At 58.5% G+C, this 14,384-nt stretch carries 19 protein-coding genes; 11 read left to right on the top strand and 8 right to left on the bottom strand.

The annotated features are described in order from the left end of the window. The first annotated feature begins 9 nt into the window (after positions 1-9). From BK660_RS06665 to BK660_RS06655, 3 genes are all read left to right on the top strand, one after another. Positions 10-615 (top strand): arylesterase, encoded by a 606-nt coding sequence (locus BK660_RS06665; RefSeq protein WP_123432652.1) that lies wholly within the window; start codon positions 10-12, stop codon positions 613-615. A 57-nt stretch (positions 616-672) separates the two neighbouring features. Then, positions 673-966 (top strand): hypothetical protein, encoded by a 294-nt coding sequence (locus BK660_RS06660; protein WP_123432651.1) that lies wholly within the window; start codon positions 673-675, stop codon positions 964-966. A 102-nt stretch (positions 967-1,068) separates the two neighbouring features. Then, on the top strand, positions 1,069-2,040 hold the full coding sequence (locus BK660_RS06655; RefSeq protein ID WP_123432650.1) for a L,D-transpeptidase family protein: 972 nt from the start codon (positions 1,069-1,071) through the stop codon (positions 2,038-2,040). Between the two features lie 799 nt (positions 2,041-2,839). Here BK660_RS06655 and oprI read toward each other — a convergent pair. Then, the gene (gene oprI, locus BK660_RS06640; protein WP_003199355.1) at positions 2,840-3,091 is read right to left on the bottom strand and encodes an outer membrane lipoprotei OprI; all 252 of its coding nucleotides are present in this window, start codon (positions 3,089-3,091) and stop codon (positions 2,840-2,842) included. Positions 3,092-3,475: 384 nt separating this feature from the next. After that, entirely contained in the window at positions 3,476-3,799 is a 324-nt protein-coding gene (locus BK660_RS32570; protein WP_185045041.1) for a hypothetical protein, read from the bottom strand. Between BK660_RS32570 and BK660_RS06635 the strand changes: the two genes are divergently transcribed. Further along, positions 3,731-4,012, top strand: coding sequence for a GNAT family N-acetyltransferase (locus tag BK660_RS06635; RefSeq protein ID WP_027925705.1), 282 nt, complete (start codon positions 3,731-3,733; stop codon positions 4,010-4,012). The genes BK660_RS32570 and BK660_RS06635 overlap by 69 nt on opposite strands. A gap of 66 nt (positions 4,013-4,078) precedes the next feature. On the opposite strand, the gene BK660_RS06630 is transcribed toward BK660_RS06635, so the two are convergent. Both BK660_RS06630 and BK660_RS06625 read right to left on the bottom strand, forming a co-directional pair. Continuing rightward, complete coding sequence (locus BK660_RS06630; protein ID WP_123432647.1) at positions 4,079-5,155, bottom strand: 3-deoxy-7-phosphoheptulonate synthase; 1,077 nt, start codon at positions 5,153-5,155, stop codon at positions 4,079-4,081. A gap of 128 nt (positions 5,156-5,283) precedes the next feature. Next, positions 5,284-5,727 (bottom strand): PilZ domain-containing protein, encoded by a 444-nt coding sequence (locus BK660_RS06625; protein WP_123432646.1) that lies wholly within the window; start codon positions 5,725-5,727, stop codon positions 5,284-5,286. On the opposite strand from BK660_RS06625, the gene BK660_RS06620 reads away from it, so the two are divergent. The 5 genes from BK660_RS06620 (at position 5,726) to cysB (ending at position 9,683) form a co-directional block, all read left to right on the top strand. After that, on the top strand, positions 5,726-6,112 hold the full coding sequence (locus BK660_RS06620; RefSeq protein ID WP_123432645.1) for a thioredoxin family protein: 387 nt from the start codon (positions 5,726-5,728) through the stop codon (positions 6,110-6,112). The genes BK660_RS06625 and BK660_RS06620 overlap by 2 nt on opposite strands. Continuing rightward, positions 6,109-7,065 carry a putative 2-dehydropantoate 2-reductase gene (locus BK660_RS06615; RefSeq protein ID WP_123432644.1) on the top strand — a complete coding sequence of 319 codons (957 nt, stop codon included), beginning with the start codon at positions 6,109-6,111 and terminating at the stop codon, positions 7,063-7,065. The genes BK660_RS06620 and BK660_RS06615 overlap by 4 nt, the downstream gene beginning before the upstream one ends. A 24-nt stretch (positions 7,066-7,089) precedes the next feature. Next, complete coding sequence (locus tag BK660_RS06610; RefSeq protein WP_123432643.1) at positions 7,090-7,995, top strand: 5'-nucleotidase; 906 nt, start codon at positions 7,090-7,092, stop codon at positions 7,993-7,995. Positions 7,996-8,091: 96 nt separating this feature from the next. Beyond that, entirely contained in the window at positions 8,092-8,595 is a 504-nt protein-coding gene (locus tag BK660_RS06605; protein ID WP_123432642.1) for a universal stress protein, read from the top strand. A gap of 113 nt (positions 8,596-8,708) precedes the next feature. Continuing rightward, the gene (gene cysB, locus BK660_RS06600; protein WP_027925712.1) at positions 8,709-9,683 is read left to right on the top strand and encodes an HTH-type transcriptional regulator CysB; all 975 of its coding nucleotides are present in this window, start codon (positions 8,709-8,711) and stop codon (positions 9,681-9,683) included. Between the two features lie 9 nt (positions 9,684-9,692). On the opposite strand, the gene BK660_RS06595 is transcribed toward cysB, so the two are convergent. Together BK660_RS06595 and BK660_RS06590 are read right to left on the bottom strand one after the other, a co-directional pair. Next, positions 9,693-10,175, bottom strand: a complete 483-nt coding sequence (locus BK660_RS06595; protein WP_123432641.1) for a GreA/GreB family elongation factor — start codon at positions 10,173-10,175, stop codon at positions 9,693-9,695. A 2-nt stretch (positions 10,176-10,177) separates the two neighbouring features. Next, a complete protein-coding gene (locus tag BK660_RS06590) occupies positions 10,178-10,588 on the bottom strand; it encodes a hypothetical protein (protein WP_123432640.1) in 411 nt (136 codons plus the stop codon). A gap of 124 nt (positions 10,589-10,712) precedes the next feature. Between BK660_RS06590 and earP the strand changes: the two genes are divergently transcribed. Continuing rightward, entirely contained in the window at positions 10,713-11,870 is a 1,158-nt protein-coding gene (gene earP, locus BK660_RS06585; protein WP_123432639.1) for an elongation factor P maturation arginine rhamnosyltransferase EarP, read from the top strand. 48 nt (positions 11,871-11,918) lie between these two features. After that, complete coding sequence (locus tag BK660_RS06580; RefSeq protein WP_007943632.1) at positions 11,919-12,488, top strand: elongation factor P; 570 nt, start codon at positions 11,919-11,921, stop codon at positions 12,486-12,488. 177 nt (positions 12,489-12,665) lie between these two features. Here BK660_RS06580 and BK660_RS06570 read toward each other — a convergent pair whose 3' ends face one another. Next, positions 12,666-13,679 carry an alpha/beta hydrolase gene (locus BK660_RS06570; protein ID WP_123432637.1) on the bottom strand — a complete coding sequence of 338 codons (1,014 nt, stop codon included), beginning with the start codon at positions 13,677-13,679 and terminating at the stop codon, positions 12,666-12,668. A 33-nt stretch (positions 13,680-13,712) separates the two neighbouring features. Beyond that, on the bottom strand, positions 13,713-14,132 hold the full coding sequence (locus tag BK660_RS06565) for an organic hydroperoxide resistance protein (protein ID WP_027925717.1): 420 nt from the start codon (positions 14,130-14,132) through the stop codon (positions 13,713-13,715). Positions 14,133-14,384: the final 252 nt, after the last annotated feature.

The following is a 14,384-nucleotide window of genomic DNA, read 5'->3' as shown; positions in this document are numbered from 1 at the left end:
GAGAATCCGATGCGTGTGTGGTTTTTGAGTGCTGGCCTGGCCTTGATGTGCATGGCCCAGAACGCAGCGGCGGGTACTGTCCTGATCGTTGGCGATAGTATCAGCGCGGGTTTCGGACTGGATACCCGGCTGGGGTGGGTCTCACTGCTCGAACAACGGCTCAAGCACGAAGGTTTCGACGATAAAGTGGTCAACGCCTCCATCAGTGGCGACACCAGTGCCGGAGGCCAGGCGCGCCTGCCTGCGCTGCTTGCAGAGCATAAACCGGAACTCGTCATCCTCGAGTTGGGTGGCAATGACGGGCTGCGTGGATTGCTTCCGACTCAATTGCAACAAAACCTTGCGGCAATGATCGACAGCTCTCGCGCAAGCGGTGCCAAGGTTCTGCTATTGGGCATGCAACTGCCCCCCAATTATGGCGTTCGTTACACCGAAGCCTTTGCCAAGGTCTACAGCACGCTGGCCGCCGAGAAAAACATCGCGCTGGTGCCGTTTTTCCTCGACGGCGTCGGCGGTCATCCGGACTTGATGCAGGCTGACGGCATACACCCGGCGGCCGGGGCTCAGGACAAGTTGCTGGATAATGTCTGGCCTACGCTAAAACCGCTGTTATGACCCTTTTCTAGGCGCAGGCTTTCGGCTAAGGTGGCGGCCCCCGATTTGGAGCCCCCGATGCCGCGTCCTGCCTGGTCACTTTTTGCCTACCAACTGATCGAGCCTGACGAACAGCTGGATCTGTTCGCCTGCCAGGAAGTGCGGGTGCATCTGGTAACCCGTCAACTGGAACTGGGCGGCTCGGCGGACCGAACCTTGTGCGGCAGCCTGCTGCCGGCACAACCACGCTGGTCGAGTGTGGAGCGTCGGGTGTTCCAGGACCAACGCCTGTGCTCGCTGTGCCGGGCCATCCTGGAATCACAAAAGCGCGGCACCTCGCCGATCTGGCCAGAGCTGCGTTTCGAGCTCTAACGCCTAAAAGATAGCGTGCTATCGGCCAACTCCCCGAAATTCCGGGCGGCGGTGTACAATCGCGTTTTTATACCCTTGTCGATCATGCGAAGGACTTTCCGGATGTTGCCGCGTTTTCCTGCCGTCACCCGCTGCCTGTCTCTTGCCGCCCTTTGTATGGCCGGTCCAGTTGCAGCATTGGAGTTTCCCCTGCCACCGCCCGGTGAAGACATCATCGGCCAGGTACAGGTGATCAAGGCCAAGTACGAAGATACCTTCGCCGACCTTGGTACCGCTTACGACCTGGGCTACACGGAAATGATCGCGGCCAACCCGGGTGTCGATGCATGGTTGCCGGGCGCCGGCACTGAAGTCATTCTGCCGACCCGTTTCATCCTGCCGCCGGGTCCGCGCGAAGGCATCGTGATCAACCTGGCTGAATACCGCCTCTACTACTACCCCAAAGGCAAGAACGTGGTGTACACGTTCCCGCTGGGGATTGGTCGCGAAGGTTGGGGTTCGCCAATCGCCCACACCACCATCACCGCGAAAACGCCTAACCCGACCTGGACCCCTCCAGCGTCGATCAAGGCCGAGCACGCCGCCGATGGGGATCCGTTGCCGAATGTGGTGCCAGCCGGCCCGGACAACCCTCTGGGGCCGTTCAAGTTCAGCCTGGGCACTCCGGGCTACCTGATTCACGGTTCGAACAAGAAATTCGGCATTGGCATGCGCACCAGCCACGGCTGCTTCCGCATGTTCAACAATAACGTGCTGGAAATGGCGGGCATGGTGCCGGTCGGCACGTCGGTACGGATCATCAACGATCCGTACAAATTTGGCGTGAGTGGCGGCAAGGTGTATCTCGAAGCGCACACACCGCTGGATGACAATGGCAACCCGTCGGTGGTCGACAAGCACACCTCGGTGATCAACGCGATGCTCAAGCGTGAAGACATCACCAACAACCTGCGCATGAACTGGGATGTGGTGCGTGACGTGGTCGCCGCTGAAGATGGTCTGCCGGTGGAAATCGCGGTACCTAATGGGACTGCGCCGATGGTCTCGAGTGCACCGCTCGATCCATTGCAGTAAGGCTTGAAAACAACTCGTCGACGCACACCGCGTCGACGGGTTTTTTATTGGTGCGCCAGGCATGGCGCGTTGCGCGTAAGCGCAACCAGCTTGGCTGTGGTGGCCACGCTGGTGACTTGGAGGTGAAAGTCCTCTACACACCCGGCAAGGGGAAGTGTTAGCCAGAGGCAAGGGTGTCGCGGGTGACTGCGAATCTGAAGGAAGCCCGAGGCAAAATGCTGGCCTGACGAACAGGAAGCGGATTAGGCGGTGCAGCGGGGTAAGAAGGCCAATATCTTCAAAGCCCAATACTTGCACGGAATGCTGTGACGTAGATCCGACAGGCATAAGCAGGAAGGTCGCGCGAATTACCCTGGGAGATCTGTTTAGCCTGCCACGTGCTACCGGCGTCGCGAGATGACGGGATGGGCGACAGAAGTCAGCAGAGGCCGTAGTAGTTGCTCGAAACCGGAGTAATGAAGGGCTGAACCTGCCATGAGTGGATAGTCGGGTGTGATCTCTGTTGGGGCGTAAAGCAGAAACTCCGCGTAGCGGGGGTCGAGACCATCAGGAGGTAGGAGCCGGAAGCTCCGAGGGCCGGTCTGGGCGCTTAGATACCGCAGGCGACACATCAACGGAACCAAGCTCGCTGACGTTGTTTGTCAGTAGGCAGGAACCGCCGTATACGGAACCGTATGTACGGTGGTGTGAGAGGACGGCGGGGGCAACCCCGCCTCCTACTCGATCCGGCAGGAAACACCAGGCAATAAAAAAGCCGACCCAAAAAATGGGTCGGCTTGATAACAATCCCGAGGGATTATTACTTGCGGCTAGCTTTGTCCAGCATGCGCAGAGCACGCTCGTTAGCTTCGTCAGCAGTCTGTTGTGCTTTTTGAGCAGCAGCCAGAGCTTCATCAGCTTTACGGTAAGCTTCGTCTGCACGAGCCTGGGAGCGAGCAGCTGCGTCTTCAGTAGCGGTCAGACGTGCTTCGGTTTCTTTCGATGCGCTGCTGCAACCGGTAGCCAGAACTGCGGCCAGAGCCAGAGCAGAGAATTTCAGAACGTTGTTCATCGTGTTCCCCTTCAAGGACTTTCTATTAAGTTAGCTGTCTCCTCAGAGTGAGGAAATAGCCGGCGTACATACTACTCATTACTACTCGTAAGTAAACTGACGTAAAGCAAGAAGCAAAAAAAATTGTAGGCGTTGATTCTTTTTCGAGCAACTTTTAACTGCATTGTTTAAAAAATATCCAGCTGCGAGGCCCGAGATGAGCGAGCCGCCCAAAAAAAGTTCCGCGCACTCACGGGGTTTTTTTTCAGTCTTGGCTAAAGTCTGGCTAAATGAGTTCGTCCATACTTCTGTTCGAATTTTGCGCAGTGGCTCTCATAATCTTTATCCATCTAGAGGTGACTTTAAGAGGGCGGATTCGTCTTATGTCTCAATATCCGGCAATGTTCAGGCTTGCGACCCGTAAAGACCGTCGGTCGAGCCGTCCCTGCGTACCCGGAGCAGCACCCGCTGGCTGAGCATGATGACGAGCGCACCTTGAGCATTTTCGCCAATGGTGCCTACTATTTGATACGTGCTCGGTTGCGCGAGATCGGTGCTGTTCTTCTCGGTGTCCATTGGCACGGGGTGGCGTAGATGTTCCTTCGCCGGAAAAACATCGGTAAGGTAGGGGTCAGAATTCAAGACCCGCGAGGAGTAGTGATGAGCGAGGCGTTGTCCATCCACCATGACCAGGCTGGTCATCAGTTCGAGACCAATGTGGACGGTCATCGTGCCTACCTGACCTATATGGATCTGGGAAAACAGACCCTGGATATCTATCGCACCTTCGTGCCCAACGCTCTACGGGGACGCGGCATCGCTGCGGCATTGACCGAGAAGGCGTTGGAGTACGCTGATGAAATGGGTTACACCGTCATCCCATCGTGCTCCTACGTTGAGCGCTACATGGAGCGTCACCAGCGGCACGCCGCCAAGCTGTGACCAAAACGAACGCATAAAAAAACGCCAGGTTTAAGCCTGGCGTTTTTGTGTGCGCTATAACGGTGATCAGGTGCGATCGCGTTTGGGCAGCACGTCCTTGAGCTTGGCATGCATGCTGCGCAAGGTGTTTTCGGTGGCGGACCAATCGATGCAGGCGTCGGTGATCGACACGCCGTATTGCAGGTCGGCGAGGTCTTTCGGGATGGCCTGGCAGCCCCAGTTCAGGTGGCTCTCGACCATCAGGCCGATGATCGACTGATTGCCTTCGAGAATCTGGTTGGCGACGTTCTCCATCACCAGCGGTTGCAGAGCCGGGTCCTTGTTGGAGTTGGCGTGGCTGCAATCGACCATGATGTTCGGCTTGATCTTCGCCTTGTTCAGCGCTTGCTCGCAGAGCGCGACGCTGACCGAATCATAGTTCGGCTTGCCGTTGCCACCGCGCAGCACTACGTGGCCGTAGGCGTTGCCCTTGGTGGTGACGATCGACACGCCACCTTCCTGGTTGATGCCCAGGAAGCGGTGCGGGCTGGAAACCGATTGCAGGGCGTTGATCGCCACGGTCAGGCCGCCGTCGGTGCCGTTCTTGAAGCCGACGGCCGAGGACAGGCCGGAAGCCATTTCGCGGTGAGTCTGGGATTCAGTGGTACGCGCGCCGATGGCCGACCAGCTGATCAGGTCCTGCAGATACTGCGGGGAGATCGGGTCGAGGGCTTCGGTTGCGGTCGGCAGGCCCATTTCGGCCAGATCCAGCAGCAACTGACGGCCGATGTGCAAACCGTCCTGAATCTTGAACGAGTCGTCCAGGTACGGGTCGTTGATCAAGCCTTTCCAGCCGACGGTGGTGCGCGGCTTCTCGAAATACACACGCATGACCAGATACAGGGTATCGGACACTTCCGCGGCGAGCGTCTTCAGGCGCTCGGCGTATTCGTGGGCAGCCTTGATGTCGTGGATCGAGCAAGGCCCGATGACGACGAACAGGCGGTGGTCGGTGCCATCCAGGATATTGCGAATGACTTCGCGGCCCTTGGTGACGGTGCGCAGGGCGGCGTCGCTCAGGGGGATGTCACGCTTGAGCTGATCAGGAGTGATCAGCGTCTCGTTGGAGGCGACGTTTAGGTCGTTGATCGGTAAATCAGCCATCGTTTACTCGTCAGGTCACGGGTGCCGGCCGCCAGCGAACCCGCGCGGCGGAGCACAGCAAATTAAGCGCGTCGGGGACCCGAACCTTAGCGCGTTAGGCGCCTGCTCGACAATGGGCACACGCCTGTTTAATCCAGCACAGCCTGTGCAAATGCCTTGCGCACGGTGTCGTGAGAGAACTCGTCGGCATGCGCCTGGACCCATTCGAGGGCCAGCGCCTGAATACCCTGCAAGTCGTCGTGCGCGTCATGCAGGCGGCAATAGCGTTCGATCTGGCACACTTGCTCGCCCATGCGGGCACTGAACAGCATCTGCTCGTCGACAAAAGCGATGCCCACCAGGTAGCCGCGTTTGCGCCGCAGGCACCAGGCCACATAGCCCAGATAGCGCAAATCGGGGTTAAGGCTCGGCATGCGCACTTCGAGCGCCGTGCCATGGCGCCAGGCCCGGTGATAATTGCAAGCCATGCCCCCGAGGCTGATAGTGTGCAAGCGCTGTCGCGAGATGCACTCATGCGTGAGCAACGTTAATTCGACGGGCACATCGTCAGGATGAGGAATAAAACGTCCCATGAACACGGACTCCCTGTGTCGGCCATCTGACATTGTTTCCCCCAGTATAGTGGTCGAATTGGAACTGACCGATTTCGATGCCGACCAACGGCTGCTGGCAATGCGTGGCGTTTCCCTGGTGATTTTCACCAGTGTCGGCTGCGCCAGTTGCCGATTTGCCCGTGAGCAATTGCCAAGGCTCGATCTGACAGTCGATCGACTGTGCTGGATCGATGCCGGGAACAATGGCGGGGTGGTCGAGCGTTATCAGGTTTTTCATTTGCCGGCGCTGTTTGTCATACGCGACGGTGAGTTCTTCGGGGCATTAAAATCGCGCCTGACCAGTACCGAACTCAATGAAGCGGTCGGTCGGGCGCTGATAAAAACAGCAGAGGAGTTGCCATGATGGGGGCAGTGACCAGGCCGACAATCGGTGTGATCGGGACCGGCGCAATCGGCGGGTTCTACGGGATGATGCTGGCGCGTGCCGGCTTCGATGTGCACTTCTTGCTGCGCAGTGAATTTTCAGCGGTGGCCGAGCGCGGGTTGCGACTCGACAGCGCGGCGCATGGCGCGCTGACGTTGAACCCGGTTCAGGCCTATTCATCGGCGGAAGATATGCCCGCCTGCGACTGGTTGCTGGTCGGTGCCAAAACCACCAGTAATGCCGACCTGGCCCCCGCCATCATTCAGGCGGCGGCTCCGAACGCCAAAGTGCTGGTATTGCAGAATGGGCTGGACGTCGAAGACAGCCTGCGCGAGTTGCTTCCTGACGCTTTGCACCTGCTCGGCGGGCTGTGTTTTATCTGTGTCCATCGCACCGGCCCAGGGGAAATTACCCATCAGGCACTCGGCGCCGTCAACATCGGCTACCACAGTGGTCCCGCGGCTGATGAAGCGGCGCGCATGGCGATTGTAGAAGAGGGTGCGGGGCTGTTCCGCAGCGCCGGCATCGATTCCCAGGCCATGCCGAACCTGCACCAGGCACGTTGGCAAAAACTGGTCTGGAATGTTCCGTACAACGGTCTGTCGGTTCTGTTGGGGGCCAGCACCACGCCATTGATGGCCGACGCAGACAGCCGGGAACTGATCAAGGCATTGATGGCCGAAGTGGTGCAGGGCGCAATCGCCTGTGGTCACGACGTACCGGCCGGTTACGCCGACCATCTGTTCATGGTGACCGAAAAAATGCCGGACTATTGGCCGAGCATGTACCACGATTTCCTGCACAAGCGACCGCTGGAACTGGCCGCGATTTACGCGCGTCCCCTGGCTGCGGCCAAAGCGGCAGGGTGCGAATTGCCGTTGATCGAATCCTTGTATCGCAGTTTGAGTTTTATCGATCGACGCAATACCTGAGTCGATCAATCAGGGGGGAAGGGCATGGCCAAGACTATCGACGACAAACTGGTGCTGGCGATTTCTTCGCGGGCACTGTTCGACCTGAGTGAAAGCCACAAGGTGTATCTGTCGAGCGGCGTCGAGGCTTACCGGCAATACCAGATCGAGCACGAGGACGAAATCCTCGAACCCGGTGATGCCTTCCCGCTGGTGCAGAAACTCCTCAACCTCAATACCCTGCTCGGCCGCGCCCGGGTCGAGGTGATCCTGGTGTCGCGCAACAGCGCCGACACCGGGTTGCGGGTGTTTAACTCGATTCATCACTACGGGTTGGCGATTTCCCGCGCGGCGTTTGTCGGCGGGCGCAGTCCTTATCCGTATCTCAAGGCCTTTGGCTGTGACCTGTTTCTGTCGACACATGCCGAAGACGTACGCAGCGCACTGGAGGCCGGTTTTGCCGCGGCGACCATTCTGTCGGGCGGTGCCAGCCGCGCGGCCAGCGATGAATTGCGGATTGCCTTCGACGGCGATGCGGTGCTGTTTTCCGACGAGTCGGAGCGGGTCTACCAGTCGGGTGGCCTGGAAGCGTTTCAGGCCAGCGAGCGTGAAGCCGCCCGAGAGCCGTTGCGCGGAGGGCCGTTCAAAGGCTTTCTGGCGGCTCTCAATCTGTTGCAGCGTGAGTTTCCCGACGACGACTGCCCGATCCGCACGGCGTTGGTCACGGCGCGTTCGGCGCCGGCCCATGAGCGCGTGATTCGTACATTGCGCGAATGGGACATTCGCCTGGACGAATCACTGTTTCTCGGTGGCCTGACCAAATCGGCGTTTCTTGAAGCGTTCGCCGCCGATGTGTTTTTCGACGATCAGGCCGGTCATTGCGAATTGGCCCGCGAAGTCGTCGCCACCGGTCACGTACCGCACGGCATAAGCAACGAGCAAAAGGTTTAAGCCCACCGTTCAACGCGTTACGCAGAGCGTCGTACTCGCCAAGGCACTGCTAAGCTGAATCAAATCTCCGCCATGTTGGCTTGCGAGGAGATCCTAATGATTCAGTCGATGCTGTATGCCACTGACCTTGGCCTATATGCACCGTTGGTGATGCAACATGCCTTGGCTCTGGCGCGGACATTCAATGCCGACTTGTATGTGGTCCACGCGGTTGAGCCCATGGGGCTGTTTGCCGAATCGGTGCTTCAAAGTTATCTCGATGAACAGGCCTTGAACGAATTTCACAGTCAGGGCCTGAGTACTGTCATTGCCAATATCGAGCAGCGGGTGCTCGACAGTTTTCGCGAAGAGCTGGGGGATGAAGGGGAGCAGGACCTGGCGCGAATCCGCGCGGTGCGCGTCCTTCAGGGGGATCCGTCGCAGGTGATTCTCGACCAGGCGCAGAAACTCTCTGTGGATTTGCTGATCGTAGGTAGTCATAGCCATGGTGCCGGCGCGGAAACGCCCTTGGGCAGGACTGCCGCGCGCGTGTTGCAGCTGTCGCGGGTGCCGGTCTATCTGGTGCCGCTGGTAGAGCGTCGCCGCCAGGAAGATCGCTAGAACACAAATAGTGGCAATTTGACAAAAAAGTTCTAGATTTATTCTTCAAGCCATTAATATAGTTATATACCGTCGCTGATGCCCGTGGCGTCTACCTGCTTTGAGGGATTCATATGAAGCTTCAACAACTGCGCTACATCTGGGAAGTGGCGCACCACGACCTCAACGTTTCCGCTACTGCCCAAAGCCTTTACACCTCGCAACCGGGTATCAGTAAACAGATCCGCCTGCTGGAAGACGAATTGGGCGTCGAGGTGTTCGCCCGCAGCGGCAAGCACCTGACCCGTGTCACCCCGGCCGGCGAACGCATCATCACCACCGCCGGCGAAATCCTGCGCAAGGTTGAAAGCATCAAGCAGATCGCCCAGGAATTCTCCAACGAGAAGAAGGGCACCCTGTCGATCGCCACCACCCACACCCAGGCACGTTATGCGTTGCCTCCGGTGATCAGCACCTTCATCAAGCAATACCCGGACGTTGCCCTGCACATGCACCAGGGTTCGCCGATGCAGATCGCTGAAATGGCCGCTGACGGCACCGTGGATTTCGCCATTGCCACCGAAGCGCTGGAGTTGTTCGGCGACCTGGTGATGATGCCGTGCTACCGCTGGAACCGCTGTGTCGTCGTGCCACAAGGTCATCCATTGACCAAGCTGTCGAAGCTGACCCTCGAGGCCCTGGCCGAATACCCGATCGTGACGTACGTGTTCGGTTTCACCGGCCGTTCGAAGCTCGACGAAGCGTTCAGCCATCGTGGCCTGACGCCGAAAGTGGTGTTTACCGCCGCCGACGCCGACGTGATCAAGACTTACGTTCGTTTGGGACTGGGCGTGGGCATCGTGGCGAAAATGGCGGTCGATGCCAAACTCGACAGCGATCTGGTCATGCTCGACGCGAGCGATTTGTTCGAATCCAGCATCACCAAGATCGGTTTCCGTCGCGGCACCTTCCTGCGTGGTTTCATGTGCGACTTCATCGAGAAGTTCGCCCCGCACCTGACCCGCGAAGTGATGGCCAAAGCCATTCAGTGTCACAACAAACAGGAACTGGAAGAACTGTTCGACGGCGTCGAACTGCCGGTCCATTAATCTCCCTTTCTATACCACCTCGGTGACAGAAAACTGTTGCCGAGCACCCGCCACCAGAATCTCCACTTCATCCCCTTCGAACTTGCCCAGCAGGCTTTTGCCCAGCGGCGAGCGTGGGGTGATGACGGTGATCAGTTGTCCCACCAGATCGACCTTCAGGCCGGCTGCATCGGGGGCCAGAAACAGCCATTGCTCACGACCCTTCTCGTCTTCCAGGCCGAGCAGTGCGCCGACTTCGATGCCACGCTGATCGTCATAAGGGCGCAAGGCCAGGTTCTGGCACAACGTCAGTGACTGGCGGATTTCCTCGACCCGTTTGGCCTGGCCGGCTGCCAGATAGGACGCCTCCAGCCCCAGGGTGTCGTATTTGTTTTCGGCGATGTTTTCTTCGTGTGTCGCGGTTTCGTAGGCGGTTTGCGCGGCACGCTCGGCGATGTCGAGATCGATCCGCAGCTTGTCGAGAATCAATTGGTGGACGGTCTGTTTGTTCATGATCAGTCGCAGAATTGCAGGACATTGGCGCGGCTTTTTTCGCTCGGCGCGGTATGGTCCTGCTGCAACCAGAACTGGCATTTCGGATTGGACAGATTGCGGCTGCTGCTACGGGCCTGATCCATGCGCGCTTGCTGCTCGTCCTTGCGCAGGTTCTCTTCGTATTGTTCGAACAACGGGCTCTGCGGTGGAATATCCGGTCTCGGCTGTTCGACCACCGGCGGCTTGGCCAGTTGCTCCACCGCGGCGGCGACCGGTGCCAGTTGTTCTTTGAAAAACACCGCCGAGACAAGCCAGCAGGTCAGCGCGATGGCGACAAATCCCAGCCACAAACCGAGAGCAACGCTGCCGGTCAATTGCAGGGCGCTGAGCTGGATCGGCAACGGGCGGCGCGGATTGGGACGGTAGGGCATGACTGCCTCCTGGCGGATGGTCGCGGGCGAGTGGCGATTGTCGCACGAAGATTAATCGCCGTCGGCTCTTCTGCACGAGGTAATTTATGCGGACAATCGGTGCCTTTGCCAACGGGAACCTGGAATGCCTGAACTGCCTCAAGCGAAAAACCGCCGGCGCTGGGATATTTTTTGCACCGTGGTCGACAACTTCGGCGACATCGGCGTGACCTGGCGCCTGGCTCGCCAACTGGTGGCCGACCATGGGCTGGAAGTGCGCTTGTGGGTCGATGACCTGCGCGCCTTCGAACGTCTGTGTCCCGAGATCGATACCCATGTCGCGCAGCAATGGCAGGCCGGTGTCGAAGTGCGCCAATGGTCGACCGAGTGGTTGGCCACCGACGCGGCGGACGTGGTTATCGCCGCATTCGCTTGCCAGTTGCCGAGCGCCTACATGGACGCCATGGCCGCGCGGGTAAAGCCGCCGCTGTGGATGAACCTCGATTACCTGAGCGCCGAGGACTGGGTGATCGGCTGCCACGGTTTGCCGTCGGTCAAATACAAAACGGTGCAGAAGTACTTCTTCTTCCCCGGATTCCAGCCGGGCACCGGAGGTTTGTTGCGTGAGAGCGGATTGCTGGAGCGACGTCGGCAGTTTCAGCAAAGTCCCGAGGCTCAGCGAACATTCCTTCAAGGGTTGGGCATTGATCCTGCGCCGAATGCGCAATTGATCTCGCTGTTTGCCTATGAGAATGCTGGCTTGTCGAGTTGGCTGGATGTGCTGGCCGCCGATTCGACGCCCACGCATTTGCTGGTGCCCGAAGGGCGGATTCTCGGCGATGTCGAACGCTGGCTCGGCGTTGAAGGATTGATCGCGGGGGCGCTGCATGTCCGTGACGGATTGACCGTCCAGGTGCTGCCGTTCGTCCGACAGGATCAATACGATCACCTGCTCTGGTGCTGCGATTTCAACGCGGTGCGCGGTGAAGACTCCTTCGTTCGCGCCCAATGGGCGGGCCGGCCGATGCTCTGGCACATCTATCAGCAGGAGGAAGACATCCACCTGGACAAGCTCGATGCGTTCCTCGCTCTGTACACAAAAGGCCTGTCCGAGCCTGCCAGCCAGGCGATCAACGGTCTTTGGCACGCCTGGAATGCCGGTCATGATATGTCCGACCACTGGCGCAAGGCCTGCAAACACTGGCCAGAGCTGCAAAAACACGCCGAGGCGTGGTGTCTGGAACAAGCCTTGCAGGCCGATCTTGCCGCGGCGCTGGTACAGTTTTATGTAAATTGGATATGATACGCGGCCTAGATTTTTGTAAATCCCATCCAAATTCGGATATTCGCAATGAAAACTGGTAAAGAACTGAAACCCGGTACCGTGATCCGTCTCGAAAACGATCCTTGGCTGGTTCAGAAAGCTGAATTCACCAAATCCGGTCGTAACAGCGCGATCATGAAGACCAAGCTGAAAAACCTGCTGACCGGTTACAAGACCGAGATCGTTTACAGCGCTGACGACAAACTGGACGACGTAATCCTCGACCGCAAAGAAGCGACCCTGTCCTTCATCAGCGGCGACACCTACACGTTCATGGACACCACTGACTACACCATGTACGAGCTGAACGCTGAAGACATCGAAGCCGTTCTGCCTTTCGTTGAAGAAGGCATGACCGATGTTTGCGAAGCGATCTTCTTCGAAGAGCGTCTGGTTTCCGTAGAACTGCCGACCACTATCGTGCGTCAGGTTGACTACACCGAAGGTTCCGCTCGCGGCGACACTTCCGGCAAGGTAATGAAGCCTGCCAAACTGAAGAACGGTACCGAGCTGTCGGTTGCTGACTTCATCGAAATCGGCGACATGATCGAGATCGATACCCGCGAAGGCGGTTCCTACAAAGGCCGTGCTAAATAAGCACTGCTTGAGGAATGAAAAAGCCCGACCATTGAGTCGGGCTTTTTTGTGCCTGCCATTTCAGCTTCACCGATGAACCCTTGTGGGAGCGAGCCTGCTCGCGAAAGCGGTGTGTCAGGCGACATCAATGCTCGCAGTCCTACCGCATTCGCGAGCAGGCTCGCTCCCACAGGATTTTCACTTCAGGTGTTCTTTGAGCTCTTGCGACGCTTGCAACATCGCCGAACGCACCGCAGGCACCTGGCTCACCACGTTGAGCAAACCGTAGTCGTGGATCATGCCGTTGTAGCGAACCGACGTCACCGGCACCCCGGCTTCATCAAGCTTGCGAGCATAAGCTTCACCCTCATCGCGCAGAACGTCGGCGCCCGCCGTTTGCACCAGTGCAGGTGGCAAGCCCTTCAGCTGTGCGGTGGTTGCCCGCAGCGGCGAGGCGTAGATCTCGTTACGCTGGTTGGCGTCGGTGGTGTAGTTGTCCCAGAACCACTTCATCATGTTTTTGGTGAGGAAGTGTCCCTCGGCAAACTGGTTGTAAGACGCAGTGTCGAAGTTGGCGTCCGTCACCGGCCACAGCAGCACCTGGAACTTGATCGCCGGCGTGCCCTTGTCCTTGGCCATCAGCGCAACCACTGCCGCCATGTTGCCACCGACGCTGTTGCCGGCCACGGCCAGGCGCTTGCTGTCGACGTTGATCTCTTTACCGTGCTCGGCCACCCATTTCGTCGCGGCGTAAGCCTGGTTGATCGCTACCGGGTAATGCGCTTCCGGTGACGGGGTGTAATTGACGAACACAGCCACCGCCCCCGAACCCGCTACCAGATCCCGCATCAATCGTTCGTGGGTCGGGAAGTCGCCTAGCACCCAGCCACCACCGTGGAAGTACATGAACACGGGCAGCTCGCCCTTGACCCCGGCCGGCCGGACGATGGTCAGGCGCAGCGATTGGCCATCGACTTGAATGGTCTTCTCGCTGACATCCGCTTTGGGCAGTGTCAATTTCACCGAGGCTTGCGCGCCCGTCAGCACGGCGCGGGCTTCTTTCGGTGTGAGTTGCTCCATCGGTTTGCCGGTGCCGGCATTCAGCACGTCGAGGAAGGCCTGGGTGTTGTGTTCAACACCGTCGCCTGCGAACGCGTTACCGATGGACAGGGCGAGAAGGGTGCCGGTCAAGACTTTGCTGAAAGTGTTCATGTTCGTTTCCTGTACGGGCCTTGGGCTCAGCGGTTAGACGGTGACGTGCAGGCGCACATCGACGTTGCCACGGGTGGCGTTGGAGTACGGGCAGACCTGGTGGGCAGCGTCGACCAGGGATTGCGCGTCGGCTTGCTCCAGACCCGGCAGGCTGATGTGCAGGTCGATGTCCAGACCGAAACCGCCAGGGATTTGGCCGATGCCGACATGGGCGGTGATCGAGGCGTCGTTCGGGATGGTGCGTTTGGTCTGGCTGGCAACGAACTTCAGGGCGCCGATGAAGCAGGCGGAGTAGCCGGCTGCGAACAATTGCTCAGGATTGGTCGCTGCGCCGCCCGCACCACCGAGTTCTTTCGGGGTAGCGAGTTTGACGTCGAGGATGTTGTCGCTGGAAACAGCACGACCATCACGGCCACCGGTGGAAGTTGCGATTGCGGTGTAGAGAGTTTGCATGGTGTGAGCCTCATTCGGGTTTGATTGTATTGCGCTAAATGTTTGTGCGCTAAGTAAGTGCGAGGTGAATGTATCGCGCGAGTATTTAGCGCGCAATATAAATTTTTGAAAAAGATTTGGCCGGGATGTGGGCGGACGATGTGAAGGGCCGAGCTAGAGCGGTTTCGGTGAGATTTTCAGGGGTGAAAATTTTTGGAGGAGGCGAATAAGGTCGACAGTACACTGCAAAACGAATGTGGGAGCGGGCTTGCT

Source organism: Pseudomonas brassicacearum (assembly GCF_003732265.1).
GTDB lineage: Bacteria > Pseudomonadota > Gammaproteobacteria > Pseudomonadales > Pseudomonadaceae > Aquipseudomonas > Aquipseudomonas brassicacearum_D.
This window is presented reverse-complemented; position numbering and strand designations above follow the sequence as displayed.

Bases quoted from the DNA above. Each gene is read 5' to 3' on its own strand.
- BK660_RS06665 (WP_123432652.1), top strand. From the start codon at position 10: ATGCGTGTGTGGTTTTTGAGTGCTGGCCTGGCCTTGATGTGCATGGCC.
- BK660_RS06660 (WP_123432651.1), top strand. From the start codon at position 673: ATGCCGCGTCCTGCCTGGTCACTTTTTGCCTACCAACTGATCGAGCCT.
- BK660_RS06655 (WP_123432650.1), top strand. From the start codon at position 1,069: ATGTTGCCGCGTTTTCCTGCCGTCACCCGCTGCCTGTCTCTTGCCGCC.
- oprI (WP_003199355.1), bottom strand. From the start codon at position 3,091: ATGAACAACGTTCTGAAATTCTCTGCTCTGGCTCTGGCCGCAGTTCTG.
- BK660_RS06635 (WP_027925705.1), top strand. From the start codon at position 3,731: ATGAGCGAGGCGTTGTCCATCCACCATGACCAGGCTGGTCATCAGTTC.
- BK660_RS32570 (WP_185045041.1), bottom strand. From the start codon at position 3,799: ATGACCGTCCACATTGGTCTCGAACTGATGACCAGCCTGGTCATGGTG.
- BK660_RS06630 (WP_123432647.1), bottom strand. From the start codon at position 5,155: ATGGCTGATTTACCGATCAACGACCTAAACGTCGCCTCCAACGAGACG.
- BK660_RS06620 (WP_123432645.1), top strand. From the start codon at position 5,726: ATGAACACGGACTCCCTGTGTCGGCCATCTGACATTGTTTCCCCCAGT.
- BK660_RS06625 (WP_123432646.1), bottom strand. From the start codon at position 5,727: ATGGGACGTTTTATTCCTCATCCTGACGATGTGCCCGTCGAATTAACG.
- BK660_RS06615 (WP_123432644.1), top strand. From the start codon at position 6,109: ATGATGGGGGCAGTGACCAGGCCGACAATCGGTGTGATCGGGACCGGC.
- BK660_RS06610 (WP_123432643.1), top strand. From the start codon at position 7,090: ATGGCCAAGACTATCGACGACAAACTGGTGCTGGCGATTTCTTCGCGG.
- BK660_RS06605 (WP_123432642.1), top strand. From the start codon at position 8,092: ATGATTCAGTCGATGCTGTATGCCACTGACCTTGGCCTATATGCACCG.
- cysB (WP_027925712.1), top strand. From the start codon at position 8,709: ATGAAGCTTCAACAACTGCGCTACATCTGGGAAGTGGCGCACCACGAC.
- BK660_RS06595 (WP_123432641.1), bottom strand. From the start codon at position 10,175: ATGAACAAACAGACCGTCCACCAATTGATTCTCGACAAGCTGCGGATC.
- BK660_RS06590 (WP_123432640.1), bottom strand. From the start codon at position 10,588: ATGCCCTACCGTCCCAATCCGCGCCGCCCGTTGCCGATCCAGCTCAGC.
- earP (WP_123432639.1), top strand. From the start codon at position 10,713: ATGCCTGAACTGCCTCAAGCGAAAAACCGCCGGCGCTGGGATATTTTT.
- BK660_RS06580 (WP_007943632.1), top strand. From the start codon at position 11,919: ATGAAAACTGGTAAAGAACTGAAACCCGGTACCGTGATCCGTCTCGAA.
- BK660_RS06570 (WP_123432637.1), bottom strand. From the start codon at position 13,679: ATGAACACTTTCAGCAAAGTCTTGACCGGCACCCTTCTCGCCCTGTCC.
- BK660_RS06565 (WP_027925717.1), bottom strand. From the start codon at position 14,132: ATGCAAACTCTCTACACCGCAATCGCAACTTCCACCGGTGGCCGTGAT.